25 protein-coding genes, 1 tRNA gene and 1 other RNA gene are annotated in these 25,832 nt (G+C 71.3%); 13 read left to right on the forward strand and 14 right to left on the reverse strand.

All coding sequences use genetic code 11. The annotated features are described in order from the left end of the window. Positions 1-5: 5 nt before the first annotated feature. Entirely contained in the window at positions 6-2,132 is a 2,127-nt protein-coding gene (locus tag DXZ73_RS23345; RefSeq protein WP_425315857.1) for an Orn/Lys/Arg decarboxylase N-terminal domain-containing protein, read from the reverse strand. Between the two features lie 48 nt (positions 2,133-2,180). Next, a complete protein-coding gene (locus DXZ73_RS40625) occupies positions 2,181-2,372 on the reverse strand; it encodes a hypothetical protein (protein ID WP_425315858.1) in 192 nt (63 codons plus the stop codon). 147 nt (positions 2,373-2,519) lie between these two features. Between DXZ73_RS40625 and DXZ73_RS23350 the strand changes: the two genes are divergently transcribed. Further along, complete coding sequence (locus tag DXZ73_RS23350; RefSeq protein ID WP_116213031.1) at positions 2,520-3,086, forward strand: YbaK/EbsC family protein; 567 nt, start codon at positions 2,520-2,522, stop codon at positions 3,084-3,086. Positions 3,087-3,102: 16 nt separating this feature from the next. On the opposite strand, the gene DXZ73_RS23355 is transcribed toward DXZ73_RS23350, so the two are convergent. The 3 genes from DXZ73_RS23355 to DXZ73_RS23365 form a co-directional block, all read right to left on the reverse strand. Further along, positions 3,103-3,525, reverse strand: a complete 423-nt coding sequence (locus tag DXZ73_RS23355) for a PIN domain-containing protein (protein WP_116213032.1) — start codon at positions 3,523-3,525, stop codon at positions 3,103-3,105. After that, a complete protein-coding gene (locus DXZ73_RS23360; RefSeq protein WP_116213033.1) occupies positions 3,522-3,800 on the reverse strand; it encodes a CopG family transcriptional regulator in 279 nt (92 codons plus the stop codon). Before DXZ73_RS23360 ends, DXZ73_RS23355 begins: the two co-directional genes overlap by 4 nt. A 61-nt stretch (positions 3,801-3,861) precedes the next feature. Continuing rightward, complete coding sequence (locus DXZ73_RS23365; protein ID WP_116213034.1) at positions 3,862-4,404, reverse strand: GlcG/HbpS family heme-binding protein; 543 nt, start codon at positions 4,402-4,404, stop codon at positions 3,862-3,864. Between the two features lie 167 nt (positions 4,405-4,571). Here DXZ73_RS23365 and DXZ73_RS23370 point away from each other — a divergent pair, with 167 nt between their 5' ends. From DXZ73_RS23370 to DXZ73_RS23390, 5 genes are all read left to right on the forward strand, one after another. Next, positions 4,572-5,780 carry a sensor histidine kinase gene (locus DXZ73_RS23370; protein ID WP_116213035.1) on the forward strand — a complete coding sequence of 403 codons (1,209 nt, stop codon included), beginning with the start codon at positions 4,572-4,574 and terminating at the stop codon, positions 5,778-5,780. Next, positions 5,777-6,406, forward strand: a complete 630-nt coding sequence (locus tag DXZ73_RS23375; protein ID WP_116213036.1) for a response regulator — start codon at positions 5,777-5,779, stop codon at positions 6,404-6,406. The genes DXZ73_RS23370 and DXZ73_RS23375 overlap by 4 nt, the downstream gene beginning before the upstream one ends. 328 nt (positions 6,407-6,734) lie before the next feature. Further along, positions 6,735-7,805 carry an iron ABC transporter substrate-binding protein gene (locus tag DXZ73_RS23380; protein ID WP_116213037.1) on the forward strand — a complete coding sequence of 357 codons (1,071 nt, stop codon included), beginning with the start codon at positions 6,735-6,737 and terminating at the stop codon, positions 7,803-7,805. Further along, positions 7,802-9,373, forward strand: a complete 1,572-nt coding sequence (locus DXZ73_RS23385; RefSeq protein WP_205519209.1) for an ABC transporter permease — start codon at positions 7,802-7,804, stop codon at positions 9,371-9,373. The genes DXZ73_RS23380 and DXZ73_RS23385 overlap by 4 nt, the downstream gene beginning before the upstream one ends. After that, positions 9,373-10,458 carry an ABC transporter ATP-binding protein gene (locus DXZ73_RS23390; RefSeq protein WP_116213038.1) on the forward strand — a complete coding sequence of 362 codons (1,086 nt, stop codon included), beginning with the start codon at positions 9,373-9,375 and terminating at the stop codon, positions 10,456-10,458. Before DXZ73_RS23385 ends, DXZ73_RS23390 begins: the two co-directional genes overlap by 1 nt. Positions 10,459-10,503: 45 nt before the next feature. On the opposite strand, the gene DXZ73_RS23395 is transcribed toward DXZ73_RS23390, so the two are convergent. Continuing rightward, positions 10,504-13,752, reverse strand: coding sequence for a BTAD domain-containing putative transcriptional regulator (locus DXZ73_RS23395; RefSeq protein ID WP_116213039.1), 3,249 nt, complete (start codon positions 13,750-13,752; stop codon positions 10,504-10,506). A gap of 136 nt (positions 13,753-13,888) precedes the next feature. On the opposite strand from DXZ73_RS23395, the gene DXZ73_RS23400 reads away from it, so the two are divergent. Both DXZ73_RS23400 and DXZ73_RS23405 read left to right on the forward strand, forming a co-directional pair. Then, a complete protein-coding gene (locus DXZ73_RS23400; protein ID WP_116215790.1) occupies positions 13,889-14,932 on the forward strand; it encodes an NADP-dependent oxidoreductase in 1,044 nt (347 codons plus the stop codon). Continuing rightward, positions 14,929-15,522 carry an NAD(P)H oxidoreductase gene (locus DXZ73_RS23405; protein ID WP_116213040.1) on the forward strand — a complete coding sequence of 198 codons (594 nt, stop codon included), beginning with the start codon at positions 14,929-14,931 and terminating at the stop codon, positions 15,520-15,522. The genes DXZ73_RS23400 and DXZ73_RS23405 overlap by 4 nt, the downstream gene beginning before the upstream one ends. A gap of 524 nt (positions 15,523-16,046) precedes the next feature. Here DXZ73_RS23405 and DXZ73_RS23410 read toward each other — a convergent pair. From DXZ73_RS23410 to DXZ73_RS23435, 8 genes are all read right to left on the reverse strand, one after another. Next, positions 16,047-16,958 (reverse strand): exonuclease domain-containing protein, encoded by a 912-nt coding sequence (locus DXZ73_RS23410; RefSeq protein WP_162890301.1) that lies wholly within the window; start codon positions 16,956-16,958, stop codon positions 16,047-16,049. 294 nt (positions 16,959-17,252) lie between these two features. Beyond that, positions 17,253-17,468 (reverse strand): hypothetical protein, encoded by a 216-nt coding sequence (locus DXZ73_RS38290; protein WP_162890302.1) that lies wholly within the window; start codon positions 17,466-17,468, stop codon positions 17,253-17,255. A gap of 17 nt (positions 17,469-17,485) precedes the next feature. Then, positions 17,486-17,779 carry a hypothetical protein gene (locus DXZ73_RS40630; RefSeq protein ID WP_116213042.1) on the reverse strand — a complete coding sequence of 98 codons (294 nt, stop codon included), beginning with the start codon at positions 17,777-17,779 and terminating at the stop codon, positions 17,486-17,488. A gap of 133 nt (positions 17,780-17,912) precedes the next feature. Beyond that, positions 17,913-18,335, reverse strand: coding sequence for a PIN domain nuclease (locus DXZ73_RS23420; protein WP_116213043.1), 423 nt, complete (start codon positions 18,333-18,335; stop codon positions 17,913-17,915). After that, entirely contained in the window at positions 18,332-18,547 is a 216-nt protein-coding gene (locus DXZ73_RS23425) for a type II toxin-antitoxin system VapB family antitoxin (RefSeq protein ID WP_023548893.1), read from the reverse strand. The genes DXZ73_RS23420 and DXZ73_RS23425 overlap by 4 nt, the downstream gene beginning before the upstream one ends. Positions 18,548-18,639: 92 nt before the next feature. Beyond that, on the reverse strand, positions 18,640-19,158 hold the full coding sequence (locus DXZ73_RS23430) for a hypothetical protein (protein ID WP_240351459.1): 519 nt from the start codon (positions 19,156-19,158) through the stop codon (positions 18,640-18,642). Positions 19,159-19,738: 580 nt separating this feature from the next. After that, positions 19,739-20,728 (reverse strand): hypothetical protein, encoded by a 990-nt coding sequence (locus DXZ73_RS38295; RefSeq protein WP_162890304.1) that lies wholly within the window; start codon positions 20,726-20,728, stop codon positions 19,739-19,741. Between the two features lie 628 nt (positions 20,729-21,356). Further along, positions 21,357-21,444: transfer RNA gene (locus DXZ73_RS23435), tRNA-Ser, on the reverse strand. Between the two features lie 110 nt (positions 21,445-21,554). Here DXZ73_RS23435 and ffs point away from each other — a divergent pair. The 5 genes from ffs (at position 21,555) to DXZ73_RS23460 (ending at position 25,826) form a co-directional block, all read left to right on the forward strand. After that, positions 21,555-21,649, forward strand: an RNA gene (gene ffs / locus DXZ73_RS23440) — signal recognition particle sRNA small type. A 76-nt stretch (positions 21,650-21,725) separates the two neighbouring features. Continuing rightward, on the forward strand, positions 21,726-23,978 hold the full coding sequence (locus DXZ73_RS23445) for a DNA polymerase III subunit gamma and tau (RefSeq protein WP_116213044.1): 2,253 nt from the start codon (positions 21,726-21,728) through the stop codon (positions 23,976-23,978). A 193-nt stretch (positions 23,979-24,171) separates the two neighbouring features. Continuing rightward, a complete protein-coding gene (locus tag DXZ73_RS23450) occupies positions 24,172-24,510 on the forward strand; it encodes a YbaB/EbfC family nucleoid-associated protein (protein ID WP_116213045.1) in 339 nt (112 codons plus the stop codon). Between the two features lie 67 nt (positions 24,511-24,577). After that, positions 24,578-25,177 (forward strand): recombination mediator RecR, encoded by a 600-nt coding sequence (gene recR / locus DXZ73_RS23455; RefSeq protein ID WP_116213046.1) that lies wholly within the window; start codon positions 24,578-24,580, stop codon positions 25,175-25,177. Then, positions 25,170-25,826 (forward strand): DUF5063 domain-containing protein, encoded by a 657-nt coding sequence (locus DXZ73_RS23460; RefSeq protein WP_116213047.1) that lies wholly within the window; start codon positions 25,170-25,172, stop codon positions 25,824-25,826. Before recR ends, DXZ73_RS23460 begins: the two co-directional genes overlap by 8 nt. The last annotated feature ends 6 nt before the right edge of the window (positions 25,827-25,832 follow it).

The following is a 25,832-nucleotide window of genomic DNA, read 5'->3' on the forward strand; positions in this document are numbered from 1 at the left end:
GGGCTTCAGGGCCGCGGGGTCTCCCGACGCGTCCCGGCCGCGCCCTTGTCCTGCTGGGCCGGGATCCGGCGTACGCACTCGATGAGGTAGTCGCCGCTGTCCGGGTCGAGGGTGACGCCGTGGGTCTCGCTGTGGAAGCCGGGGAAGCGCCGGTCGAAGGACTCCAGCGCGGTCAGATAGCGCAGCAGGGGACCGTCCGGGGCACCGGTGTTCTCGCCGGGCATCAGGACCGGGATGCCCGGCGGGGTGACGGTCACCATGGCGGCGGCCACCCGGTCGGCGGCGTCGGCCAGCCGTACGCGCTCGGTGCCGCCGCGGACGAGGCGCTGGTAGCAGGCCTGCGGCGGGGTGACCGGCTCGGGCAGGTCCTGGAAGGCGGTGTCGAGCAGCTCCACCAGGCGCGCCCCGCGCAGGTGCTCGTGCATCTCCTGGCACAGCTCGCGCAGGCTCCGGCCGGTGTAGCGGCGGGGGTGGGCGGCGACCAGCTCCGGCAGCAGTCGCTCCAGCGGCGTGTCCTGGTCGTACAGCGCCTTGAAGTCCATCAGGGCGTCCATCAGGGTGCCCCACTTGCCCTTGGTGATCCCCATGGAGAACAGGACGAGCGTGGTGTAGCTGTCGGTCTTCTCCACCACGATGTTCCTGGTCGCCAGATAGGCGGTGAGGACGCGGGCGGGGATGCCCCGTTCGGCCATCCGCCCGGTGGCGTCGATGCCGGGGCAGGTGAGCGTGACCTTGACGGGATCGAGCAGGCAGTAGCCCTCGGCCAGCCCGGCGAAGCCGTGCCAGCCGGCCCCGGGCTCCAGCTCCCAGCAGGACGGCTCGGTGCGCAGCAGCTCGGCGGGGGCGTCGGCGAAGGCCATCCGCTCGCCGCTGGCCGGGTCGGTCACCGTCTCCGGCTGCCACACGCCGAAGAACCAGTCGGGCCGGTCGCCGGCGGCCGCGATGCGCCGGCCGACGCGCACGACCGTCTGGCGGAAGCGGACCGCCTCGGTCACCGCCTCGTCGATCAGCCAGCGGCCCTGGGGCCCGTCCATCATCGCGGCGGCCACGTCCAGGGAGGCGATCATCGGATACAGCGGCGAGGTGGTGCCGTGCATCATGAACGCCTCGTTGAACCGGTCGTGCTCCACCGGCGCCCGGGGCGCGGACCTGACGTGCACCATGGCGCTCTGCGACAGCGCGGCCAGCAGCTTGTGGGTCGACTGGGTGGAGAAGACGGTGGGACGCTCGGGCCCGGGGAAGGTGCCGGGGTCCACCGCCATGCCGTAGCGCCCGGCGTAGAGAGGGTGGAACCGGGCGTACGCGAACCACGCCTCGTCGAAGTGGAGCCGCGGCGTGCTCGGCGCGAGCGCCCGGGCGACCTGCACGGCGTCGTAACACAGCCCGTCGTACGTGGAGTTGGTGAGCACCGCGTACTGCGCCTCGGGGGACACCGCCTCCCCGGCCAGCGGGTTGTGGGCGATCCGGGCGGCGACCGACCGCGCCTCGATCCCGGCCGGCGGCAGGGGGCCCGCCAGCCCGTAGCCGTTGCGGCTCGGCACCAGATAGACCGGCCGGGCCCCGGAGAGGACCAGCCCGTGCAGCACCGACTTGTGGCAGTTGCGGTCCACCAGCGCGATCTCGTCCCGGGTGACGCTGAAGTGGCCGACCATGCGGTCACAGGTCGAGTCGCCGTGCAGGACGAAGTAGGTGCGCTCGGCGCCGAAGACGCGGGCGGCGTTGCGCTCGGCGTCGCCGACCGGACCGGTGTGCTCGAACAGCGAGCCGAGCTCCTCGACCGAGATCGACAGGTCGCTGCGCAGCAGCCGCTCCCCGAAGTAGTCGTGGAACGCCCGGCCGACCGGCGACTTCAGGAACGCGACGCCGCCGGAGTGGGCCGGGGTGTGCCAGGAGTACTCGTGCGCGTCGTCGAAGCGGCGCAGCGCCTTGAAGAACGGCGGCAGCAGGCCCTCCTGGTAGCCGCGGGCGGCGCTGGCGATCCGCCCCGCGATGAACGCGGCGGTGTCCTCCAGCGGCCAGATGTAGCCGATCACCGTCTCCGCCACCCACAGCGGCAGGTTGTCGAGATCCTCGCCGTCCGTGATCAGGAAGACCGGCAGGTCCTGGAAGCGCCGCCCGGTCCGCCGCAGCACGTCGGCGCCGCCGGGCTCGCCGTCGCTCTTGCCGTCCGCGGGGAGGTTCTAGTCCACGACGGCGCCCGCCAGCCCCGCCTCGGTGCGCAGCACGGCCTGGGCGTCGTCGGCCGTGACGGCCCAGCGCACATCGAACCCGCGCCCCTCCAGCTCCCGCCGGACCCTGCGCAACTGCCCGGCCCCGGCACCCCCGCCCTCCGGCACCTCCCGTACCGCGAACAGGATCGTTGCGTCTGCCATGGGTGCTCCTCCGCGCGCGTCGCCGTATGGACCGCTGGTCCGGGACACCAACCGGGGCTCGGCCGACGGCGACACCGTGTGGGGCGGGGGTTCATCCTGATAAGGGAAAGTGGTGGGCCCGGATCGGCGCCCGATTACGATGCGTTCATGATCCAGCCTTCGTCGACCGCACCCTTCGGCCGCTTCGAGGAAGCCTGGCCGGCCGCCACCCGGCCCGGACTCCTCCCGGAGCCCGTGGCCGCCGCCCTGGAGCAGTGGCGGGGCTCCGAATCCCTCGGCTCCGTGCTGGTCGTCGACACGGACCCCGAGGTGGCCGACACCGCCGCCTTCTGTGCGGCCTACGACGTCCCCCTGGAGGCCTCCGCGAACTGTGTGGTCATCGCCGCCAAGCGCGGGCAGGACGTCACGTACGCGGCATGCGTCGCTCTGGCGACGACCCGGGTCGACGTCAACAAGGCGGTGCGCAAGCACCTCGGCGCGCGCAAGGCGTCGTTCGCCCCGATGGACGTCGCAGTGACGGAGACCGGCATGGAGTACGGAGGGATCTCCCCCGTCGGGCTGCCGGAGGGCTGGCCGCTCCTGATCGACGAGGCAGTCGCCTCCGCACCGCATGTTCTCGTCGGCAGCGGCAGGCGCCGGGGCAAGCTGATCCTTCCCGGGAGCCTCCTGTCGCAGCTGCCGAACGCCGAAGTCGTCGCGGGGCTGGCGGGCTGAGACCAGAAGCGTCGGGTCATACCTTCTTGACGACGATCGAGTCCGGGACCAGTCGCTCCAGGTCGTCCACGTCCGAGGTGAAGACGGTGACCTGCCCCTTCTGTCGGCGCGCGATGACGGCGAGCACCGCGTCGATCGCGTACTTGTGGCCGTGCAGCTCGGCGTCGGCCAGCAGCCGGCGGGCCTGGCGTGCTTCGTCCTTACCGATGTCGGCGACTGTGAGCCGGGAGAGTATCCAGTCCCAGCGTTGCTCGGTGGTCCTCCCGTCGTATGCCTCGACCAGCGTCATGGGAGATGTCACCACCTCGGCCTCACCCCGGGCTGCCAGATCGAGCCAGGCGATCATCTTCCGGTCGCCGCGCACCGCCAGTGACAGGGCTTCGCAGTCCAGTACGAAGACACGGAGAGGCCGCTCGTGCTCATCGGCCCGCTTCTTCACGCGGCCTCTCCGGCGTTGTGCTTCCCGGCGGCGCGGCGCCGCTCGTGTTCGGCGTCGAGGTCCTCCAGTTCCTCGCAGGCGGCCGCACGCTCGTCCTCGGTGACGGGGCCGTGTTCTTCCTGCAGCCAATCGACCAGTTCCCGGAGTCGGTCCCGGTCCCGCTTGAAGCGCAGCGCCTCGGCAACGTACGCCGACAGGCCCCGCTCCGCCGCCTCCGCGCGGATCTCGTCAAGGAGATCCTCGGGAATCGTCACCGTCACCTTTTTTGTCGCCATACAAGAGACCATACTCTTGGTGTTCGGCTCCTTACCAGTGGGACCGCAGCTGCTTGGGCGGCTACTTGTTCAGCGCCGCCACGCCCGCCTGGGCGAACTTCTCGTCGAGGTCGCCGCTGGGGGCGCCCGCCACGCCGATGGCCGCGATGGGGGCGCCCTTCGCCTGGACCGGGGCGCCGCCGGGCAGGAAGAGGGTGCCGGGGATGTCCTTGAGGTTCGGGGTCTGGGAGAGGCGGCTCACCAGGGCGGAGGTGGGCGCGTTCCAGGAGACGGCGGTGAAGGCCTTCTTCTCGGCGGAGGTGTAGGACTGCGGGCCCGCGCCGTCGCCGCGGAGCGTGACGACGGTGTTGCCGTCGCGGTCGACGACTGCGACGGAGACCTTCTGGCCCTCCTTGGCGGCGGCGTCGAGGCTCGCCTGGGCCGCCTTGGTGGCGGCGGCGATCGTCAGGTGCGTCGACTGCGCGAGGTTGCGGTCGTCGGCGTCGGCCTTGACCGTGGTCCGGGTCCCGGCCGCGGGGGACGCGGCGTTGGCGGCGACGGCGCCGATCGTTCCGGCGGCGAGGACGGCGGCGGAGGCGGCGAGGAGCTTCTTGGTGTTGGTCATGGCTCGATCCTCCGGCCGGGAACAGGCCCGCCGCCTCGGCCCGGCGGCTGCTCGTTCCGGGCGCGACGGCCGACCCTCCCGTCAGCCGATCGGCTGATGCGAGGGTGGCCCCGCCGGGTCAGGATGAGCGGGTATGCGCAGGTCGAGGAGGGGTCGAGGAGGGTTGGATGCGACGCGAAGGGCCGACGGCAGAGGCCACCGCCCCGGGAGAGCGGCGGCTCGCGGTCGTCATGCGCGCGTCGTTCTTCCTGCTGCTCGGCGCGTCGCTGGCCCGGTTCCTGACGCGTCACCCCGGTGACCCGCACACCCCGTGGATCATCGTGCTGTCCGCCGGTCTCGCGCTGCTGTACGTGCTCGGCCCCGCGCCCCTCGCGTCTCCCGCGCCGCTTCGGCTCGCCTGGCTGGTGGCGGTGGTCGTCGTCTGGATGGTGCTGGTGGTCCTCGCGCCGAGCTTCGCCTGGTGTGCGGTGCCGCTGTTCTTCACGGGGCTGCGCACCCTGCCCCCGCGCGCGGCGCTCGCCCTCGTCGCGGTGCTCACGGCCTTCGTGGTCGCCGCCCAACTGAAGCTGTCCACAGGGCGCTTCGACCCGAACCTGATTCTCGCCCCGCCCGCCGTCGCGGCGATCGCAGCCGCCGTTTTCGTCCACATGCAGCGCCAGGCCGACCGGCAGCGGGAGCTGATCGACGACCTGATCCGCACCCGGCGCGAACTCGCCGCCACCGAGCGCCGCGAAGGCACCCTCGCCGAACGGCAGCGCCTGTCGATGGAGATCCACGACACCCTCGCGCAGGGCCTGTCCAGCCAGCAGATGCTGCTCCAGGCGGCCGACCGGGTATGGGCGGCCGACCCCGGAACCGCTCACCGGCACGTGCGCACGGCGGCCTCGATCGCCGAGCGGAACCTGGCCGAAGCGCGACGCTTCGTCCACGACCTCGCCCCCGCCGATCTCGCCGACGGCGGCACCCTGGAACAGGCGCTGCGCGCCCTGGCCGCGCGCGGGTCGAAGGAGTCCGGCGGTCTCGCGGTGCGTTGCCACGTCGAGGGCACACCGGCCGTCGCGCTGCCCGACCGTGTCGCCTCCGCGTTGCTGCGCATCGCGCAGGGCGCGCTGGCGAACGTACGCGAGCACGCGGGCGCCACGACGGCCACTCTCACCCTCACCCACCTGGACGACCAGGTGGTCCTGGACGTCGCCGACGACGGCGTCGGCTTCGACGTGCCGGGCGCGGCCGAGCCGGCGCCGGGTGCGCGGGGGCACGGGCTGCCCGCGATGCGCGCCCGGGCCGGCCGGCTCGGCGGCACCCTGACCGTCGAGTCGGTGCCGGGCGAGGGCACGGTCCTGTCCGCCGCGATCCCCCTGGACCTTTCGTCATGACCGAAGCCGCTGTCCGCATCCTGCTCTGCGACGACCACGCGGTGGTGCGCGCCGGGCTGCTCGCCCTGCTCGGCAGCGAACCCGACATCGAGGTGGCGGGGGAGGCGGGCACCGGTGAGGAGGCGGTGGCCATGGCCGCGAAACTCCGGCCGGACGTGGTGCTGATGGATCTCCAGCTCGGCCCCGGCATCGACGGGGTGGAGGCCACCCGCAGCATCTCGGCAACCGGCATCCATGTGCTGGTCCTCACCACCTATGACACGGACGCCGACATCGCCCGCGCCATCGCCGCGGGTGCCACCGGCTATCTGCTCAAGGCCGAGCGTCCCGAGGAGCTCTTCACGGCGATCCGCGCCGCCGCCCAGGGGCGCACCACACTCTCCCCTCCCGTCGCCAGCCGTGTCATGAACCAGATGCGCGGCGCCGCGCGGCCCACCCTGACCGCCCGTGAACTCGACATCCTCGGCCAGCTCGCGCAAGGCCTCGGAAACCGCGACATCGCCCGCGCGCTGTTCATCAGCCAGGCCACCGTGAAGACCCATCTGGGCCGGATCTACGACAAATTGGGCGTGGACACGAGAGCCGGCGCGGTGGCGGTGGCGAAGGAACAGCGACTGCTTCCCTGAGCGGGCCGCGGCGATCGCCGGTGGCCGATACCCGACCGTCGGCCGCGCGTGCCCGGCGAGCCGGAGAACGCCCGCACGGGTGTCCACGCCGGGGCCCTTTGCTCGAAATTGAGCCTTCAATCGCCTGCGCTTGCCCGCATCGTTGCGGGGACGAGATCTGACATCGCGAAACTTGTTAGGCAAGCCTTTCCTGGCCTAGGTTCTGCGCCACCAAGCCGGGTCCGGCACTGCGTGAGTCGGTGTATGTGCCCTCGTATCCGGTTGGATCCAGCCATCCGGGGTGGAGCCGTCACGGCCGAACCCCGCTCACCGCGGAGGTCCCCCCACCATGCTCCGATCCCTCCGGCCGGCCGTCGGGCTGTCGCTCGCGGCCGTCTGCACCCTCGGGCTGTCCGCCTGCGGCAGCTCGTCCGACACCAAGACCGACAACGCCGCCTCGTCGGCGTCGGACGGCGCGTCGCTCAAGGGCCAGACGATCACCGTCTACAGCGGCCAGCACGAGCAGACCGTCAAGGCCCTGGCCGCGGACTTCGAGAAGCGCACCGGCGTCAAGGTCAAGCTGCGGTCCGGCGACGAGGCCGAGCTCGCCAACCAGATCCTCCAGGAGGGCGCGGCCTCCCCCGCCGACGTCTTCTACGCGGAGAACCCGCCCGCGCTGACCACCCTGGAGGAGAAGGGGCTGCTGGCCTCCGTCCGCCCGGAGACCCTCAAGGCCGTCCCCGCCGCGGACAGCTCCCCCAAGGGCGACTGGGTCGGCGTCTCCGCCCGGACCGCCGCCTTCCTCGCCGCCGAGGGCAAGGGCGCCGACACCGCGCCGCCCGCCTCCGTGCGCGACCTGGCCAAGCCGGAGTGGAAGGGCCGCCTCGGCATCGCCCCGGGCGAGACCGACTTCGCCCCGGTCGTCACCCGGATGATCAAGACCGATGGCGCGGACGGCGCCAAGAAGTGGCTCGAGGGCCTCAAGGCCAACGCCAAGACCTACGAGAGCAACGAGGACCTGTCCGTCGCCGTCAACAAGGGCGAGGTCGAGGGCGGCGTCATCGACCACTACTACTTCTACCGCCTGCGCGACGAGCAGACCGCCGCCAAGACCCACGCCAAGCTGCACTACTTCGCCAAGGGCGACCCGGGCGCGCTGGTCGACGTCTCGGGCGCGGCCGTCCTCAAGAGCGGCAAGCACCAGCAGGCCGCCCAGGCGTTCCTCGCCTATCTGGCCGGTGCGCCCGCGCAGAACGTGATCGCGAGCTCCGAGAGCTACGAGTACCCGCTCGTCCCGGGCGTCAAGGGCAAGAGCGAGCTCCCCGAGCTCGGCAAAATCGGGACCGTCGCCGATGTCGCCGACCTCGGCGACGGCAAGGAGGCCCTCAAGCTGCTCCAGGACACCGGTCTCCTGGCGTGAGCACGCTCCCACGTCCCGACGGTCCGCCATCGCCGTTGCGGTGGCGGGCCGCCGGCCTGCTTCCGCTCGTCGCCTCGGCCGTCGCCCTCGCGGTGGCCTCGCCACTGGTGTTCGTCGGCGTCCAGGCCGCCCAGGCGGGCCGGGACCAGGCACAGCGGCTGCTGGGCCGCCCGCTGATCGCCACCCTGCTGTGGAACACCGCCACGCTCGCCCTCGCCGTGGCCCTCGCCACCACCGTGCTGGGCTTCGGCGCCGCGTATCTGGTGGAGCGCACCGACCTGCCCGGCCGCCGCTGGTGGACCGTCGCGCTCGCCCTTCCGCTCGCCGTGCCCGAGTTCGTCCGCGGCTACTCATGGGTCTCGCTGACCGGCTCGGTGCGCGGCTACTGGGGAGCGGTGCTCGTGATGACGTGCTCGCTCTACCCGCTCGTGTTCCTCCCGGTCGCCGCCACGCTGCGGCGCGCCGACACCGCCGCGGAGGAGGTCTCCCGAAGCCTCGGACGAGGGCCGTTCGCGACCCTCTGGCGGGTCACCCTGCCGCTCACCCGCCCCGCGCTGGCCGGCGGTGCGCTGCTGGTCTCGCTCTATCTGCTGGGCGAGTACGGGGCGTTCGCCATGCTGCGGTTCACCACCTTCGCGACCGCCATCTTCAGCCAGTACAAGCTGGGTTTCGACGCCGCCTCTGCCGCCCTGCTCACCCTGGTCCTGGTCGCCCTCGCCCTGCTCCTGGTCGGCCTGGAGGCGATGGCGGGACGCCGCGGCCGCACGGCCCGCCGGGCCACCGCCGGGCGCCGCGCCGCGCCGGTCGGGCTCGGCCGCTGGACGCTGCCCGCCCAGGCGGCACTGGGCACCCTGGTCGCCACCGCGCTCGGCGTGCCGGTCTACGCCCTCGGCTATTGGCTGGTGCGCGGCAGCTCCACCACCCTGCCGCAGGCCTCGATGCTGACCGCCGCGCTCACCACCCTCGGCTATGCCGCCATGGCGGCCCTCGTCGCCACCGCCGCCGCGGTCCCCGTCGCGCTGTACGCCTGGCGGCGCGGCAGCCGGCTCGCCCGGGCGGCCGAGAGCGCCGCCTACATCACCCGCGCCCTGCCGGGCATCGCGGTCGCCCTCTCCATCGTCTATTTCGCGATCCGCTACGCCCAGCCGTTCTACCAGCAGCCGCCGATGCTCGTCGCCGGGTACGTCGTGCTCTACTTCCCGCTCGCCCTCACCGCCGTACGGGCCGCGCTCGCCCAAGTGCCGCCCGGCGTCGAGGAGGTGGCCCGCTCCCTCGGCACCCGCCCCGCCGCGGTCCTGGCCAGGGTCACGCTGCCCCTCGTCCTGCCCGGCCTCGGCGCGGCCGCCGCCATGGTCGCCCTCACCGCGAGCACCGAGCTGACCGCCACCCTGCTGCTCCGCCCGACCGGCACCGAGACCCTCGCCACCCAGTTCTGGATCTACACCAGCGGCCTGGCGTACGGCGCCGCCGCACCGTACGCCGCGCTGATGGTGGCCATGTCCGTGCCGCCCGTCCTGCTGCTCACCCGCCGTACCCTCGGCGCCGACTCCCCTGAGGAGGCCAGCTGATGAGCGGCCTTGTGATCACCGGGCTGCGTGCCGCCCACGGCCGGACCGAGATCCTCTCCGGGGTCGACATGACGGTCGCCGACGGCGCGCTGGCCTGCGTACTCGGCCCGTCCGGCTGCGGCAAGAGCACCCTGCTGCGGGTGATGGCCGGTTTCCACCCCGCCGCGGACGGCGAAGTCGCCCTGGGCGCACGGCTGCTGGACGACGGCCGGCGCCGGCTGCCCGCCGAGCGCCGCCGGATCGGCTACGTGCCGCAGGACGGTGCGCTGTTCCCGCACCTGACCGTGGCCGGCAACATCGGCTTCGGCCTGCCGCGGGGCCGCCGCCGCGAGAAGGTCGCAGAACTGCTCGCCCTGGTCGGCCTCGACGGCCTCGGCAAGCGTCACCCGCACCAGCTCTCCGGCGGTCAGCAGCAGCGTGTCGCCCTCGCCCGCGCCCTGGCGACCGAACCGGAACTGCTGCTGCTGGACGAGCCGTTCGCCGCCCTGGACGCGGCCCTGCGCACCGAACTGCGCGCCGAGGTCGCGGCCACCCTGCGCCGCGCCGGGGCGACCGCGGTCCTGGTCACCCACGACCAGGAGGAAGCGCTGTCCTTCGCCGACACCATCGCCGTCATGCGTGACGGCCGCATCGCCCAGCAGGCGACCCCTCGGCAGCTCTACCAGGAGCCCGCCGACACCGGGATCGCCCGCTTCCTGGGCGAGGCCAACCTGGTCCCGGCCGCCCTGACCGCCGACATGGCCGTGACCGCGTTCGGCAGCCTCCCCTTGACCGCCACCACCGCCGGTGGCGACCGGCACGGCCCGGTGCTGCTGCGGCCGCGTCAGCTCAGGCTCTCCCCGGAACCCCGTCCGGGCGCGATCCGCGCCCGGGTGGAGACCTGCCGGTTCCGTGGCCACGACCACCGGATAGAGCTGCGCCCCACCGTCCCGGACGGCCTCCCGGACGTCCTGATCGTCTACAGCGACGCCCCGTGGGACGCCGCCGAGGCGTACGTCGAGGCACAGGGGCCGGCGCACGCCATGGACGAGCCCGGGAGCGGCGACCGCGACCGGAGCCGCGACCACGGCATGGCCACGTTCTGACCGGTCAGGGCTTCCTCCGGCAACCCGGGCGGGCCGGTGATCGGGTCAGTGTGCCGCTCCGGCGCCCGGGTCACCCGCGGGAAGCGGGGGCAAGTGCCGCAGGTGGTCTTCGGGTTGCAGGTCGCGGCCCTGCTGGAAAGCGGTGGCGAAGGAGTCCTCGCCCAGGGCCCCGGTCGCGCGCGCGGTGACGCGGTCGACGTCGCCGCGTTCGGCCCGGGGGAGCGGTGCGCCGACCGACTCCCGGACAGCGGCGGCCGTGCCGAGCAGCCGGGCGGCCTGGCCGGGCCGCCCCGCGAGCGCCTGCGCGCCGGCCAGCCCTTCGAGCGCGAGCGCGACCGCCCGGGGATCGCCCGTCCTGCGTGCCGCGGCCAGCCCCTCCAGGTGCAGCGCCCGCGCCCGGAGGGCATCGCCGTGCTGCTCGGCGACGAAGCCGAGCTCGGCGAGGACCAGGGCCGTTCCGGAATCCACGCCCAGTCTGCGGTTCCAGTCCAGCCAGGGACGCAGATGCGCCTCGGCGGCTTCGAGGTCGCCCTGCCTGCGGGCCCCGAGGGCGAGCCCGGTCGCGGCGAACTGTTCGGCGGGCCTGTGGGACTGCTCGGCGGCCAGCCGCCGGGCCCGCTCGTGGAACTCCGCGGCGGACGCGTACTCGCCGGTGAGCAGCGCGATCCTGCCCAGCCTGGACAACCGGAACGAGACGTCCGTCCAGAGCTGGAGCTCCTCCGCGATGCGCACGCCGTCGCGGTGCAGACGGGCGGCCTCGTCGTAGTCACCGGCGATCTCGGCCAGCACGCCCAGCTGTTCGGCGGCCTGCAACTGGCCCCACCCGTCGCCGAGTCCGGCGAAGCGGGCCGCGCTGTCGACGGCGTGCCGCCTGAGGCCGGCGAGGTCGCCCAGGTACATGGCCTGGGTGGCGAGAGTGCTCTGCGCCGCGGCCATGCCCCAGTGGTCGCCGCGGGAGCGGAACTCGGCCAGCAGATCGGCGGTCCGGTCCTTTTCGGGCGAGCCGCCGAAGCCGCAGCGGGCGAGGGCCAGGAACCATCGGGCCCTGACGTCGGCGTCGTCGACCGGCTGCGCCGGTTGTGTGTCGTCGCCCGTCAGCACCGCGAACGCGGCCCGCCTCGCCAGTGCGCTGCTCCGGGCGGTGCGGGAGCCCCGGCCGGAGTCCGGTCCGCCGTCGCCGAAGCGGCCGGAGTCCAGCGCCAGGTCGAACGAGCGCCGGGCCTCGTCGAGGCGGCCCCGCAGGAACCAGTACCAGGCCAGCGCGTTGACCTGGCGCACCGCCAGGTCGTCGCCGTCGGCCGCGTCGCCGCCCGCCGCGGCGTCTGCGAGCGCGCAGCGCAGGTTCGCGCTGTCGCTGTCGAGTCGCCGCAGCCATCGGCGCTGGTCGGGGCCGTACAGCCACGGCTCCGCCCGTTCGGCCAGTTCGGTGTAGTGGACCCGGTGGCGCCGGCGGGTCGGCCGCGACTCGCCTGCTTCGTCGAGCCGGTCGAGGCTGTAGGCGGCCACCGACTCCAACATCCGGTACCGGGGGCCGTCCTCGCCGTCCAGCACGGTGACCAGCGAGCGGTCCACCAGGCGGGTGACCACGTCGAGGACGGTGTCGGCGGGCACGTCCGGTCCGGCGCAGACCTCCTCGGCGGCGGCCAGGGCGCAGCCGCCGGCGAAGACGGCCAGCCTGCGCAGCACGGCGCGTTCGGGGCCGGTCAGCAGCCCCCAGCTCCAGTCGATCACCGCGCGCAGGGTCCGCTGCCGGGCGGGCGCGTCCCGGCGGCCCGCGTTCAGCAGGCGGAAGCGGTCGCCCAGGCGCTCGGCGAGCTCGTGGACGCCCAGGGCCCGTACCCGGGCGGCGGCGAGCTCCAGCGCCAGCGGGATCCCGTCCAGGCGTTCGCAGATCAGGGCCACGGCGTCGGCGTTGGCAGGGCCGAGGGCGAATCCCGGGGAGGCCGCCGCCGCCCGCGCGGCGAAGAGCCGTACGGCGTCGGACTCCCGCAGCGGCTCGACCGCGTGCAGTGTCTCGCCGGAGATCGCCAGTGGCTCCCGGCTGGTGGCCAGGACGCGCAGGCCCGGCGCGTGGCGCAGCAGTCGCTCGGTCAGCTCGGCGACCGGCTGGACCAGGTGCTCGCAGTTGTCCAGGACGAGCAGCATGCGTCGGGGGCCGAGCGCGTGGGCGAGCCGGTCCGCCGCCCGTCCGGCGGGCAGGCCGACGGCGGCGTGATCGCGGATGCCCAGCGCGGTGGCCACCGCCGAGGTCACCCCGCCGGTGTCGTCGCCGGCACCGGCGGTCCCGGCCGCGAGGTCGACCAGCCAGGCCCCGTCGGGGAAGGCGTCGGCCGCCGGTGCGGCGGCCTCCAGGGCGAGCCGGGTCTTGCCGACGCCACCCGGTCCGGTGAGGGTGACCAGCCGGCCCGATTCGAGGAGGGCGCGGACCTGGGCGACGTCCTGGCGCCGCCCGACCAGCTCGGTCAACGCGGCAGGGAGGTTCGTACGGGGCGGAGCGGTGGCGGGGGCGGGGGCCGGTGGCGGGGCCGAGGGTGCCGGAGCGGGCGCCAGTGCCGGGTCCTGCCGAAGTATCGCCCGGTGAAGGGCGACCAGCTCGGGGCCGGGGTCGAGCCCCAGTTCCTCGGCCAGCTGCTCCGTCAACTCGCGATAACCGTCCAGTGCCTCCGCCTGCCGGCCGGAGCGGTAGAGCGACCGCATGTGCACGGCCCGCAGCCGGTCGCGCAGCGGGTGCTGCCGTACGAGGTCGCTCAACTCGTCGGCGAGCGCGTGGTGTTCGCCGAGCTCCAGGCGTATCCCGGCCAGTTCCTCCAGCGCGGTCAGCCGCTGTTCGTCCAGCCTGGTGCCGGCCGCCCGGGCGAAGGCGTCGTCGCGGAACTCGGTGAAGGCCGGCCCGCGCCAGAGCGCCAGGGCGTCCGACAGCAGCGGCACCCGGCCGCGCGGGTCCTCGGTGCGGCGCGCCTGCGCCGTCAGCGCGGCGAACCGGCCGGAGTCCACCGCGTCGTCCGGCACCTGCATCAGATAGCCGGCCGGCCGGCGGACGACCAGCCCCCGGCCGCCGGGCTCGGCCAGCTCCAGCGTCCGGCGCAGCTGCGAGACCTTGGTCTGGAGCGTGTTGGCCGCGTTGCCGGGGGCCGCCTCGCCCCACAGGTCGTCGATCAGGCGGTCCGCCGACAACGGCTGCCCGTGGTGCGCCAGCAGATCGGCCAGCAGGGCACGGACCTTCGGCTCGCGGACGGTGACGGGGGCGCCCTCGTCGGTACGGACCTGCAGCGGGCCCAGCACTTCGAAACGCATGACGCCACGTTAGCCCCGCCCTGAGAGGGCCGTCGTGCGTGCCCGTGCGTGGACCGTCAGCCGTTCGTGCGCGGCCCTCGGCAGAGTCGTCCCCGTGAACGAGAACGTCCCCACCGAACGGAAGAGGAAGCCCGTCATGCCGAACCCGACGACCGACCCGACCGACCCGACCGCCGTCGTCTCCGCCGAGATCCGGCTCGCCGCGCGCCCTGCCGGCGAGCCCACCGCGGATGCCTTCGAGCTGGTCCGCACCGAACTGCCGGAGCCGGCCGCGGGCGAGATCGTCGTCCGCAACACCTGGATGTCGGTGGACCCGTACATGCGCGGCCGGATGGACGACGTGCCGTCGTACATCCCGCCGTTCCGGCTCGGCGCCGCGCTGGAGGGCAGTGCGGTCGGCGTGGTGGTCGCCTCGCGGTCCGACGCCGTGCCGGTCGGCGCGACCGTCTCCCACTTCCTGGGCTGGCGGGAGTACGCCGTGCTGGACGCCGCCGCCGCGACCGTCATCGACACCGCCCTCGCCCCGGCGCAGGCGTACCTGGGCGCGCTGGGCACCACCGGCCTGAGCGCCTACGCGGCGCTGACCGTGACCGCCCCGGTGCGCGAGGGCGACGTGGTGTTCGTCTCCGCCGCCGCCGGCGCCGTGGGCAGCGTCGCGGGTCAGCTGGCCCGCAAGCTCGGGGCGTCCCGGGTGATCGGCTCGGCCGGCGGCCCGGAGAAGGCGAAGAAGCTGGTGACGGACTTCGGGTACGACGCCGCCATCGACTACCGCGCGGGCTCGCTGGACGAGCAACTGGCCCAGGCCGCGCCCGACGGCGTCGATGTGTACCTCGACAGCGTCGGCGGCGACCACCTGCGGGCGGCGATCGGCGCGATGCGCGGCGGCGGCCGGATCGCACTGGTCGGCGCGATCAGCGGCTACAACGCCACCGCGCCGGCCCCCGGCCCCGACAACCTGTTCCAGGCGGTCTCCAAGGAGCTGACCCTGCGGGGCATGCTCGTCAACAACTACTTCCACCTGTTCCCCGAGTGGATCGGGCGTGCCGCGGGCTGGCTCGCCGACGGCACGCTGCGCACCGAGGAGACCGTCCTGCAGGGCATCGACCAGGCGCCCGCGGCCTTCCTCGGCGTGATGCGCGGCGCCAACACCGGCAAGATGCTCATCCGGCTGGACGGATGAGGACCGTGGCACGGAGCGCCCTGCTGGTCCTCGCCCACCCGCGCGGCGACTCCCTCACCGCGCGGATCGCCCACCGCACCCGCGAACGCCTGGCGGCCGACGGGTACACCGTCGACCTGCTCGACCTGTACGCCGAGGGCTTCGATCCCCGCACCGGCCCCGAGGACGAGCCGGACTGGGCGGACCGTGACAAGGAGTACTCGCCCGAGGCCCGGGCCCACATGGCCCGGATCGACACCGCCGACACCATCGTCGTGGTCTTCCCGGTCTGGTGGTTCGGCCTCCCGGCCATCCTCAAGGGCTGGATCGACCGGGTCTGGAACTACGGCTTCGCGTACGGCCGCAGCCGCCCCCGCCTGGGTGCCAAGCGGATGCTCTGGCTCGGGCTGTCCAGCTACCCGCGCGAGCAGTTCGCCGAGCTCGGCTGGGACACCCTGATCGACCGCCAGCTGCGGGTCGGGATATCCGAGTTCTGCGGCATCGAGGACGCTTCGGTGGCATTCGTCCACGACTCCCTGAGCGCCGGCCCCCTGGCCGTCACCGAGGCGGACACCGCGCTCGCCGCGTTCCTCGGCGCGCCTGTCGTGTGAGGTGATCCCGCTCCGGATGGCGGTTGAGACGGAGACTGAGGCGGGGAACGTCGAAGGGCCCCACCGCGAACGGTGGGGCCCTTCGACATCGTGCCCGGTGAGGCACTGGCGGAGGATACGAGATTCGAACTCTCGAGGGGTTGCCCCAAACGCGCTTTCCAAATGTTCGTTTGGGGGTCCGGCTGGGGCCGTAGGTGTCCTGACCTGCGGCGGAGTGTTCGGGGCGGGCCTGTCCGGACTGCTTCGGGCGGAGGCGAATGAGACCGGAAATGAGACCAACCTGCCCGGCTTCTGGTGATCACTGTGAGGCGGTCGGAACCGGTCGGGTGAGTGAGGAGTCCTCGCCTTGGAGCGCTGGCCCCGCGATGTCGGCGATGGGTCCGACGTGGTCGCGCAGCCGGGCAAGCTGCACGGTCTGCTGTCGGCCGGCCACGACTGCGGACAGGGCGGCGCACGCGGTGCCTGTCCTCGCAGGTCAAGGCGCGAGGGTGGCCCCTGACAGCGGCTACAGCACGCAGCTGAGGTTAGCCGCCCAGGCGGCGCAGGAACTCGTCTTCGTCTAGGACCTCGATTTCCTGGCCGGTTTCCAGGAGGGCTTGGGCCTTCTTGGCCTTGCCGCTCAGAGCGTCGCCGGGCTTGAGCTGAGTCTGGGAGGCGGAGACGAGAATGCTCGTTTTCTTGGTGACGTTTTTCTCCGGCTGGGCCCCGACCTCGGCGAGCTTGCGGAGCGCCTCGTCGCGGGTCATGGATGTCAGCGTGCCGGTGATGCACACGGCCGCCCCGTACAGCTCGCCGTCCGGGTCGGCATCCGGATTCGCGCCGGGCAGTGGTGTGCGGGCTCCGGCACTGCGACCCTTGTGGTGGCTGCCCTGCCATTCGCCTGCCGGTGTCATCCAGCCCCATCGGACCTGATGGCCGGACAGGAGAGCGTCGAGGGAATCCGCCTCGGCGGTGCGCATTGCGGCGAGCATGACCTCAGCCGATGCGGTCGCGTCCGCGTCGGCATTGTGGTGGTTGTCGAGGACGACCCCGGCAGCATCAGTGCAGTAGGGCAGGCTGTACGAGAGCAGCTTCCATGTGCGGCGGGCAATGACCTGTGAGCACGTGTATCGCAGCTCGGGCCAGGCAAGGCCCTCAGCGGTGCAGGCGGCTCGTATGACACCCATGTCGAAGCCGGCATTGTGTGCCACCAGCGGGAGACCGTCGGCAAACGCGAGGATCTCGCTCAGCGTGGCCTTCCAATCGGGTGCGCCTGCCACCGCGTCCGATGTGATGCGGTGGACAGCGACGTTGAATGCGTTGAAGTGGCTCAGATCAGCGGGCGGCTGGATCAGCGTGCCCCAAGTATCGGTGATGCGGCCGTCGACGACCTTCGTCATGCCTACGGCACACGGGCTGCCCCGGTGCTCGTTAGCGGTCTCGAAGTCGATGGCCACCCAGGTAGAAGACATGGCGCCCACCATTCCTGTCGGCCGATCTTGGAGCAAGAGCTGGATGTCCTTATGGCCTGGATCTTTCGGGCTTTGTGGACCGGGCGATGCCCGCAGGGCGCAACCGCTCGGTGAAGGTGACCTTGCTGGGGCGAGAAGAACGCGCGCGACCCATCAGCCTGCTATTCAGCCAGCTCGTAGGGGTGTACTGGCTGAGTAACAGGCATCCAGCCATTTGGCTTCATCCCGGCCGAGGGTTGTGCTTCCGCACATAGGGGTGCTCAGTACCCCCGTCGATGCTCACGTTTTCAGCGTCTGCTTCATCTCTTTTTTTTGGGGGGCGGCATCGGCCATCGTCGTGGTGGGGCCGTTGACCGGACGGGGTTCCCAATCCCGGTCCGAGTGCAGCAAGGTGGCGGATCTCTCACCTTGCCGTTGCACGAAGACCATGCGCTCTCCGCAGTCATTGACGAAGTAGGAGACATAGTCCGTGGCGTTGATGGGAAATCCGCTCAACTTGGCCAGTATTTGCCTTAGTTCAGTTCCAATGTTGGGTGTAGTCGGGGGTGATGAGGCCCGCTCGCACGACGGTGGCGATAAGGGTGTCCGCGCCTGTGGGAGTGGCAGCCGGTCACGGTGACGTCGCGTTTGAGGAGGGGGTGGGCGAGGGGATTACCCACGATCACGGAACTACCTACGACGGCGCCCTGAGTGCCAGAGAGCGGGATGTCGTGATGGTCGAGGCGTTCGATCATGGCTTCGGCGTTGTCCGGTGAGGCACTGGCGGAGGATACGAGATTCGAGCGCGTGGGGGGTTGCCCCAACATGCTTTCCAAGTCTCCGCTTGGAGGTTCCGGTGCGTACGGGAACGTTCTGGCCTGCGGTGCAGCCGACTCGGGTGGGGCTTCCAAACAGTGTTGTATGGCGGTGAACGTAACCAGAACTGCAACCACTGCTGACTTACTTGCCGTGTTCCGGGCCGTACCACTGGAGGGCTTGCCCGGTCACTGCGGCGATGCACTCGAAGTCGTGATCGCGATGGAGCAGGGTGAGCCCCTGCAGCTCAGCGGTCGCGGCGATGAGCAAGTCGACTGCTCCGGCACTTCGGTGTTTCCCCTGCTTGGTGAGGGCTTCCTGGACCTGCCAGGCACGGTCGTAGGAGCGGTCGTCGACGGGAACCCAGCCGAAGATCAGCCGCATGTCCTCGATGCCGCGCGCCCGGTCGGCGGACGACCGGGCGCTGTAGAAGAACTCGAGCTCGGTGATCGGGCAGGCCGCGATGAGTCCAGCCGCGGCGGCTTGGTCCCAGCCGTACTGCTCCGCGTCCCCGCGCATGAACCGCGCGAGCGCGCTGGTGTCGATCAGGAACTGGGCCGCGTTCACCGGCGGTAGTTCTCCTTGTTCTCGAACAGCTCCAGATCAAATGCGCCGTCGCCCGCCGCGGCCCGCAGCCGGGCGAGAGCCAGGGCGCGACGCCGGCTCTCCAACACCTCGCGAAGAGCGGTGTTGACGGTTTCCTTCTTGGTGCTCGTCCCGAGAGCTTTCGCCACGTCCGCGACCAGGTCGTCATCCAGGTCGATAACCGTCCGACTCATGCGCACCTCCCTGATATCAAATGTGGGATCAAGTATATCTCACGAGGTTTCTTCTGGGGTGCCATCGGGCGCCCCGGCCTGGCCACCGAGTCCTACGCCGGCATCAAGCCATGGATGCGGGAGAGAGCAAAGACGCGTTCCGTTTCGCGCAGGTGGCACCAGGCATCGAGGTAGGGCGGGTCGAGTTCCAGGTCACTGAGGGTGCGTACGGTCCGGTTGCCCGAGGTGGCGATGTACTCGACCGTGATGGCTGCACCGGTGTCGATGGCGTGGGCGACCTGGCGGATGTCGCTGTACGACAGATACTTCGCGTACCCGGCGACGATCTCCTCGGTGTCCGTCACGAAAGGCACCTCGCTGTCGTACGGGTTGGGTTCCGGTGTGGTCGGCGGGGCCTTGGGCAGCCGGTCGGCCAGCACGTCAAGGCCGGTGTCGGCGGACGTGTCCGCGACGCGGGTGGCGGTGGTGGTTCGGGGGCCGCACCGGCCGACGTTCCTTCGCGGGGGCGGGCCCGTTGTGGTGGCGGTCCTGGAGCCGCAGCCCGCGGTCGAGCGCCCATCGGGCGTCAGGTCCGAGCTGCCTGGTGACCTGATGTTCAGCGCCGCCAGCATGCCGCGCAGTTCCTCCGAGGTGGCGCCGGAAGCATCTCTCCCAGCGGGGCGTCGAGCCCCAGGGGCGCCTGACGTAGGGGCGTCGGCATGCGGAGTGTCCCGTTGCCGTCGTGCCACATGAGCGCCTGATCCGACAGTGCCTCCAGGGTCGTGCCCAGCGCATGTACCGCCGCAGGGGACGTAGCACCGAGCGGCTCCGTAAGGCTGTCCTGAGTCGCTCGTGCTCCCAGGGCTGCCAGCGCCTCGGCGGCCTGCAGGGGGAGAAGGCGACCGTCCTACCGATTGGCGAGTATGCGTGTCAGGCGGGAGCCGTCCAGCTTGCTCAGTCAAGTCGCGAGCGTAGACCGGGACTTCATGAGGGACACCTCGACAGACATGGAACGTGTCACGGGTGGGCAGACCGAAGCCGCTTCGGCGCCGAGCTCAAGGATGGTGCAGTTCCATGATCTGCGGATGCCGTAGGAAGATAGATCGTGGAGCACCACGTCATCGGCCTGGTCCGGCCCGGCCCGCCCCCCGGCGCGACGAGCCGGCGGCAGAGGACTGGTCCACCTTGGCAACGAAAGCATTCGTCGATTTTTTATTCTCCGCCGACATGTGAAGCTCCATTCTCCACATCATCGGGATGCACGATGGAGTCCTGGATGCCCAGGATGCGCATAAGCGACTTGACCGAAACAGCCCGGCTATTGCCAATCCAGAGTACTCTAAAAGGGAGGGAACCCTTTCCGGCCATCTTTGATGCTTGTGATTCTGAAAGGCCAACAACATTGGCCGCCTTGCTGAAGCCGATATATTGCGGCAGGATATCAGAAATTCGATAGTAAAGATTCTTTCCGTCCACCCAGGATCGCCCCATCTGTGCGGGAGTAATGGCGGGAGTGTTTGCCTCGTCACGGCAGCCGCGGCGGAGTTTGTCATGAAGGGTCCTGGCATGGCTCATGGCTCCCATTCGTTGCAGTAGGGCTCCTGCGCGCTCGCCGCGAATTCTCTCGTCGGCATCCGGATCCAGCACCGTGCTGGCGTCAATGATTGACGATGCGTGCAGCGTGGAATCTTCCTCATGCGCAGCATCAGTAATCAAATACTCCGCACTTGCCGTACACGTTTCCGGGCTTCCGGCTTCCACCAGGCCACGAGCGCCGGTGAACGCACGAGTCATCATGGTATCCAGGAGTTTCTTGGCAGGCATGCTGCCTGCCAAGGAGAACCATGCCTCCAGGGCGCCTTCTACCATCGCAGACCTGATGTCGGAGACCTCGTAATGCCATTTTCGTGCCAACTCTTTCGACCATCCCCCAAAATATGGGGTCAGTAGATCCAGTAGGATCATCAACCATTTCTCCCGCTCCTGTTGGTCGCTTTCTCTCGCCAAAGTGCCCACCGACTCCCAGAGACGCAAGCTTGCTACGGATTTCGATCGACCCAGTCGAACTTTCTCGCGCAACACCTGATATGTGGGATGGTTCTTGATTGCACACGCTTGAACATCGCCGACGTGCGCACAGATGGGCTCCCCGCCGCAGTCACGCAGAACTCGTTCAGTGATGAGAGTGAAGACATCGCGCATGATTTTCCTCTCGCGCCGCCAGATCAGGCCTACGAAAAATCATGGGGCGTGGCAGTTGCACTTCGGGGATTTCTGCTGGGATCCAGTCCCATCGAGTGAACTATGTTTGGCGGCACGGCAATATGCGGGGGTATGAGTGGCGGCACTCGACGGGTGGCGCTCGGCCTGCGGCAGAGTGAGGTCCTCGGCCTCGGGCGGACGGATGTCGACCTCGTGCTAAAGGTCCTGACGGTCCGCTGGAACCGGCTACGGCCCCGCTGCGCGCACGGCCCGTCAACCGCTGCTTGTGGCTACCGTGGTTGCCGAGCGCGGGCAGGTGGCGCAGGGCGCTGTCGAGTGCCGTGTCGTGGTCCTGGCGCATGTGCTGACCTGAGGCCAGGCGGTACTCAAAGATGTGGTCGTGGGGGTAGTCGCGCACGGCTTCTTCGGCGCGGCTTCGCAACAGGTTGCCTTGGCCGCCGAAGGGGGAGGCGAAGCGGAGGCCGTTGAGGCACCTGCCGCGGTTTCGAAGGTACTGGAGGAGTGCGGCGCTGCTGATGACAGTCGAGTCATGGTGGAGGCCAACGAAACCGAAGAAGGGCCCCACCGCGAACGGTGGGGCCCTTCGACATCGTGCCCGGTGAGGCACTGGCGGAGGATACGAGATTCGAACTCGTGAGGGGTTGCCCCCAACACGCTTTCCAAGCGTGCGCCCTAGGCCTCTAGGCGAATCCTCCGCCGCAAACAATACAAGACGTGGAGGGGTGCTCGCGAACACGTTCTGCCGAGGTGGGGGAGAGGTGGGGGGAGGGGCACGAGCAGGGGTGGGGATCGGCTAGGCTGGGGGCAAGCCCCTCACGTGGCGCTATCTCACCGAACTCCCCCAGGGCCGGAAGGCAGCAAGGGTAAGTGGGCTCTGGCGGGTGCGTGGGGGGCCCTTGTGTTTCCCGGGGGTGCGCGGGTGTGCGCTCTCTGTGATCGAGACCACTTGTCAGTGCGGCCCGATATCGTCGTAGGTGTGTCGTCCCTCGCGCTTTACCGCCGCTACCGCCCCGAGTCCTTCGCCGAGGTCATCGGGCAGGAGCATGTCACCACCCCGTTGCAGCAGGCGCTGCGCAACAACAGGGTCAATCACGCATATCTGTTCAGCGGGCCGCGCGGCTGTGGCAAGACGACCAGTGCGCGCATCCTCGCCCGCTGTCTGAACTGTGAGCAGGGCCCCACGCCCACGCCCTGCGGTGAGTGCCAGTCCTGTCAGGACCTCGCGCGGGGCGGCCGGGGTTCGATCGATGTCATCGAGATCGACGCCGCCTCCCACGGTGGTGTGGACGACGCCCGTGAGCTGCGGGAAAAGGCGTTCTTCGGCCCCGCCTCCAGCCGGTACAAGATCTACATCATCGACGAGGCCCACATGGTCACCTCGGCGGGCTTCAACGCCCTGCTGAAGGTGGTCGAGGAGCCGCCGGAGCACCTCAAGTTCATCTTCGCGACCACGGAGCCCGAGAAGGTCATCGGGACGATCCGGTCGCGTACGCACCACTATCCGTTCCGGCTCGTGCCCCCGGGCACCCTGCGGGAGTATCTCGGCGAGGTGTGCGGCCGGGAGGAGATCCCCGTCGAGGACGGCGTGCTGCCGCTGGTCGTCCGGGCGGGCGCGGGATCCGTGCGTGACTCGATGTCCGTGATGGACCAGCTCCTCGCCGGCGCCGCCGAGGACGGTGTGACATACGCCATGGCGACGTCCCTCCTCGGCTATACGGAGGGCTCGCTGCTCGACTCCGTCATCGACGCCTTCGCGGCGGGTGACGGCGCCGCGGCGTTCGAGGTCGTCGACCGTGTCATCGAGGGGGGCAACGACCCCCGCCGCTTCGTCGCCGACCTGCTGGAGCGGCTGCGCGACCTGGTGATCCTCGCCGCCGTGCCGGACGCCGCGGAGAAGGGGCTCATCGACGCCCCCGTGGATGTCGTGGAGCGTATGCAGGCGCAGGCCTCCGTCTTCGGTGCCGCGGAGCTCAGCCGGGCCGCCGACCTGGTCAACGAGGGCCTGACCGAGATGCGCGGCGCGACCTCGCCGCGGCTCCAGCTGGAGCTGATCTGCGCGCGCGTGCTGTTGCCCGCGGCGTACGAGGACGAGCGCTCGGTGCGGGCCCGGCTCGAGAAGCTGGAGCGCGGGGTGCTCGCGGGCGCCTCCCTCGGGTATGTCCCCGGGCCCGAGGGGCATGGGGCGCCTGTCCCGGGGCTCTCCGGGCCCGCGGCCGCGCGGGCGGCGGTTTCCGGTGCTCCTGGCGTTCCCGTAGCTCCTCCGGCGCCCCCCGCGGCCGCACCGGCCCCGATGGCCCCGGCCCCGGTAGCCGCTCCGGCCCCGGCGGCCCCGGCGCAGCCCGCGCCCGCCGCCCAGGCGAGCGCCCCCGCGGCCCCCGCCGGAGCCTGGCCCTCCGCGGCCGCGCCCGGTTCCTCGCCGCAGGCGCCGCCGGCCGCTCAGACCACTCAGGCCGCCCCCCCGGCCGCCGCGCGTCCCGCGGGTGCCTGGCCGTCCGCCGCCGCTCCCGGGCAGGGAGGCGCCGCGAAGCCCGCAGCCGGTGCGTGGCCGTCCGCCGCCTCGCCCGGCCAGGGGGCCGCCGCTCCGGCCGCGCCCGCCCCGGTGTCGTACGGCGGGGCGCAGCAGGCCGCTCCGCAGGCGCAGCCCTCCGGGGACGCGAGCCAGGTGCGGCAGATGTGGCCGACGATCCTGGAGGCGGTCAAGAACCGCCGCCGTTTCACGTGGATCGTGCTCAGCCAGAACGCGGACATCGTCGGCTTCGACGGCACGACCCTCCAGGTCGGCTTCGCGAACGCCGGCGCGCGGGACAGCTTCGCCAACAGCGGCAGCGAGGAGGTGCTGCGGCAGGCGATCAGTGACGCGCTCAACGTGCAGTGGAAGGTCGAGCTCGTCGTCTCGCCCGGTGGCGGCGCCGGCGGGCCGGTCGTGAACTACGCGGGTACGCACGGCACCGGCGGCGGTCAGGGGATGCCCGCGGCCGCGCCCCCGGCGGCCCAGGGCTTCGCGCCGCGGCCCCCGCAGCCGCCCGCGGCGCCTCCCGTGCAGGAGCAGCGCCAGGGCCCGCCCCCGTCGGCACCGGTCCACCGGGAGCCGGAGCCGCCGCCGGTCGCGCCTGAGGACGACATGCCGGAGGAGGACGACCCGGATCTGGTCGACTCCGCGCTCACCGGCCACGACCTGATCGTCCGCGAGCTGGGGGCGACGGTGATCGAGGAGATCGCGAACGAGTGAGGGGCGGCGGCCGGGGCCTCCGCCCCGGGCCCCGGGTCCCGGCCCGGGGAGGCCGGGCGGGCCCGAATCCGCCCGGCGTGGTCAAGGCGCGGATCGAACAGGAAGCGCAGCCGTAGACCATAGGGCGCAGCGAGCGGCGAACACGTAGGCTCGGGCTACCGAAGGTTTGACGTCGACAGCCAGGAGCGAAACCGTGATCCCCGGTGGTGGCCAGCCCAACATGCAGCAGCTGCTCCAGCAGGCCCAGAAGATGCAGCAGGATCTCGCCGCGGCCCAGGAAGAGCTCGCGCGCACGCCCGTGGAGGGCACCGCGGGCGGCGGCCTGGTGAAGGCCACCGTCACCGGCGCCGGTGAGCTCCAGAGCCTGGTCATCGACCCCAAGGCCGTGGACCCCGAGGACACGGAGACGCTCGCCGACCTCGTGGTCGCCGCCGTCCGCGACGCCAACGCCGCCGCGCAGCAGCTCCAGCAGCAGAAGCTCGGCCCGCTGACCGCGGGTCTGGGCGGCGGCCTGCCCGGGCTGCCGTTCTAGCACCGGCCCGGACCCTTACGACAACCGCAGAAGCAGAGACCGCAGAAGCAGAAGGAGCATTCGATCCGTGTATGAAGGCGTGGTCCAGGACCTCATCGACGAGCTGGGCAGGCTGCCCGGCGTCGGTCCCAAGAGCGCGCAGCGGATCGCCTTCCACATCCTCCAGGCCGAGCCCGCCGACGTCCGCCGGCTCGCGCACGCCCTGACCGAGGTCAAGGCGAAGGTCCGCTTCTGCGCCGTCTGCGGCAATGTCGCCCAGGAGGAGCGGTGCCGGGTCTGCCAGGACCCGCGCCGCGACCTCTCGGTGATCTGTGTCGTGGAGGAGTCCAAGGATGTCGTCGCGATCGAGCGGACCCGCGAGTTCCGCGGCCGCTACCACGTCCTCGGCGGGGCCATCAGCCCCATCGAGGGCATCGGCCCCGACGATCTGCGCGTCCGTGAGCTGCTCACGCGGCTCGCGGACGGCACCGTCACCGAGCTGATTCTCGCCACGGACCCCAACCTGGAGGGGGAGGCCACCGCCACGTACCTCGCGCGCATGGTGAAACCCATGGGTTTGAAGGTCACGCGGCTGGCCAGCGGTCTTCCTGTGGGTGGAGACCTTGAATACGCCGACGAGGTCACGCTCGGGCGTGCCTTCGAAGGGAGACGACTTCTCGATGTCTGACGCAACGCTGCATGACGCCAAACGCGATCCCGATGATTTCGCCGTCCAGATCGCGGATTCGATCGAGAGCTTCATCGTCGCCGTCGCCGAGGTGTCCCGTGGCGACGAGCCGGACAGCGCCGTGCCCTTCCTGCTGCTGGAGGTCTCCCAGCTCCTCCTCACCGGCGGCCGGCTCGGCGCGCACGAGGACTTCCTCCCCGACGAGCGGTACGAGCCCGACGTCGGCCCGGAGCCGGACGTCGACGAGCTGCGCGAGCGGTTCGCCCGGCTGCTGGACCCGGTGGACGTCTACTCCGAGGTCTTCGACCCGTACGTGCCGCGCAGCGCGCCCGTCGCCTGCCGGATCTCCGACGACCTCGCCGACATCATCACCGACCTGCGGCACGGCATGGCCCACTACCGCGACGGCCGTGTGAGCGAGGCCCTGTGGTGGTGGCAGTTCTCGTACCTGTCCAACTGGGGCCCCACTGCCTCCGCGGCACTCCGGGCGCTCCAGTCGCTGGTCGCGCACGTCCGCCTGGACCAGCCGCTGGACGAGCTGAACGGCCTGGACACGGACGCGGCGGCGACGGAGGAGCAGCTGGCCGAGGAGGCGGGGCGGGTGATGGCGGAGGAGATCGCGGCCCCGCTGGGGATCCGCCACTCCTAGCCGCGG

The organism is Streptoverticillium olivoreticuli subsp. olivoreticuli, from assembly GCF_003391135.1.
Taxonomy (GTDB): Bacteria; Actinomycetota; Actinomycetes; order Streptomycetales; family Streptomycetaceae; genus Streptomyces; species Streptomyces blastmyceticus.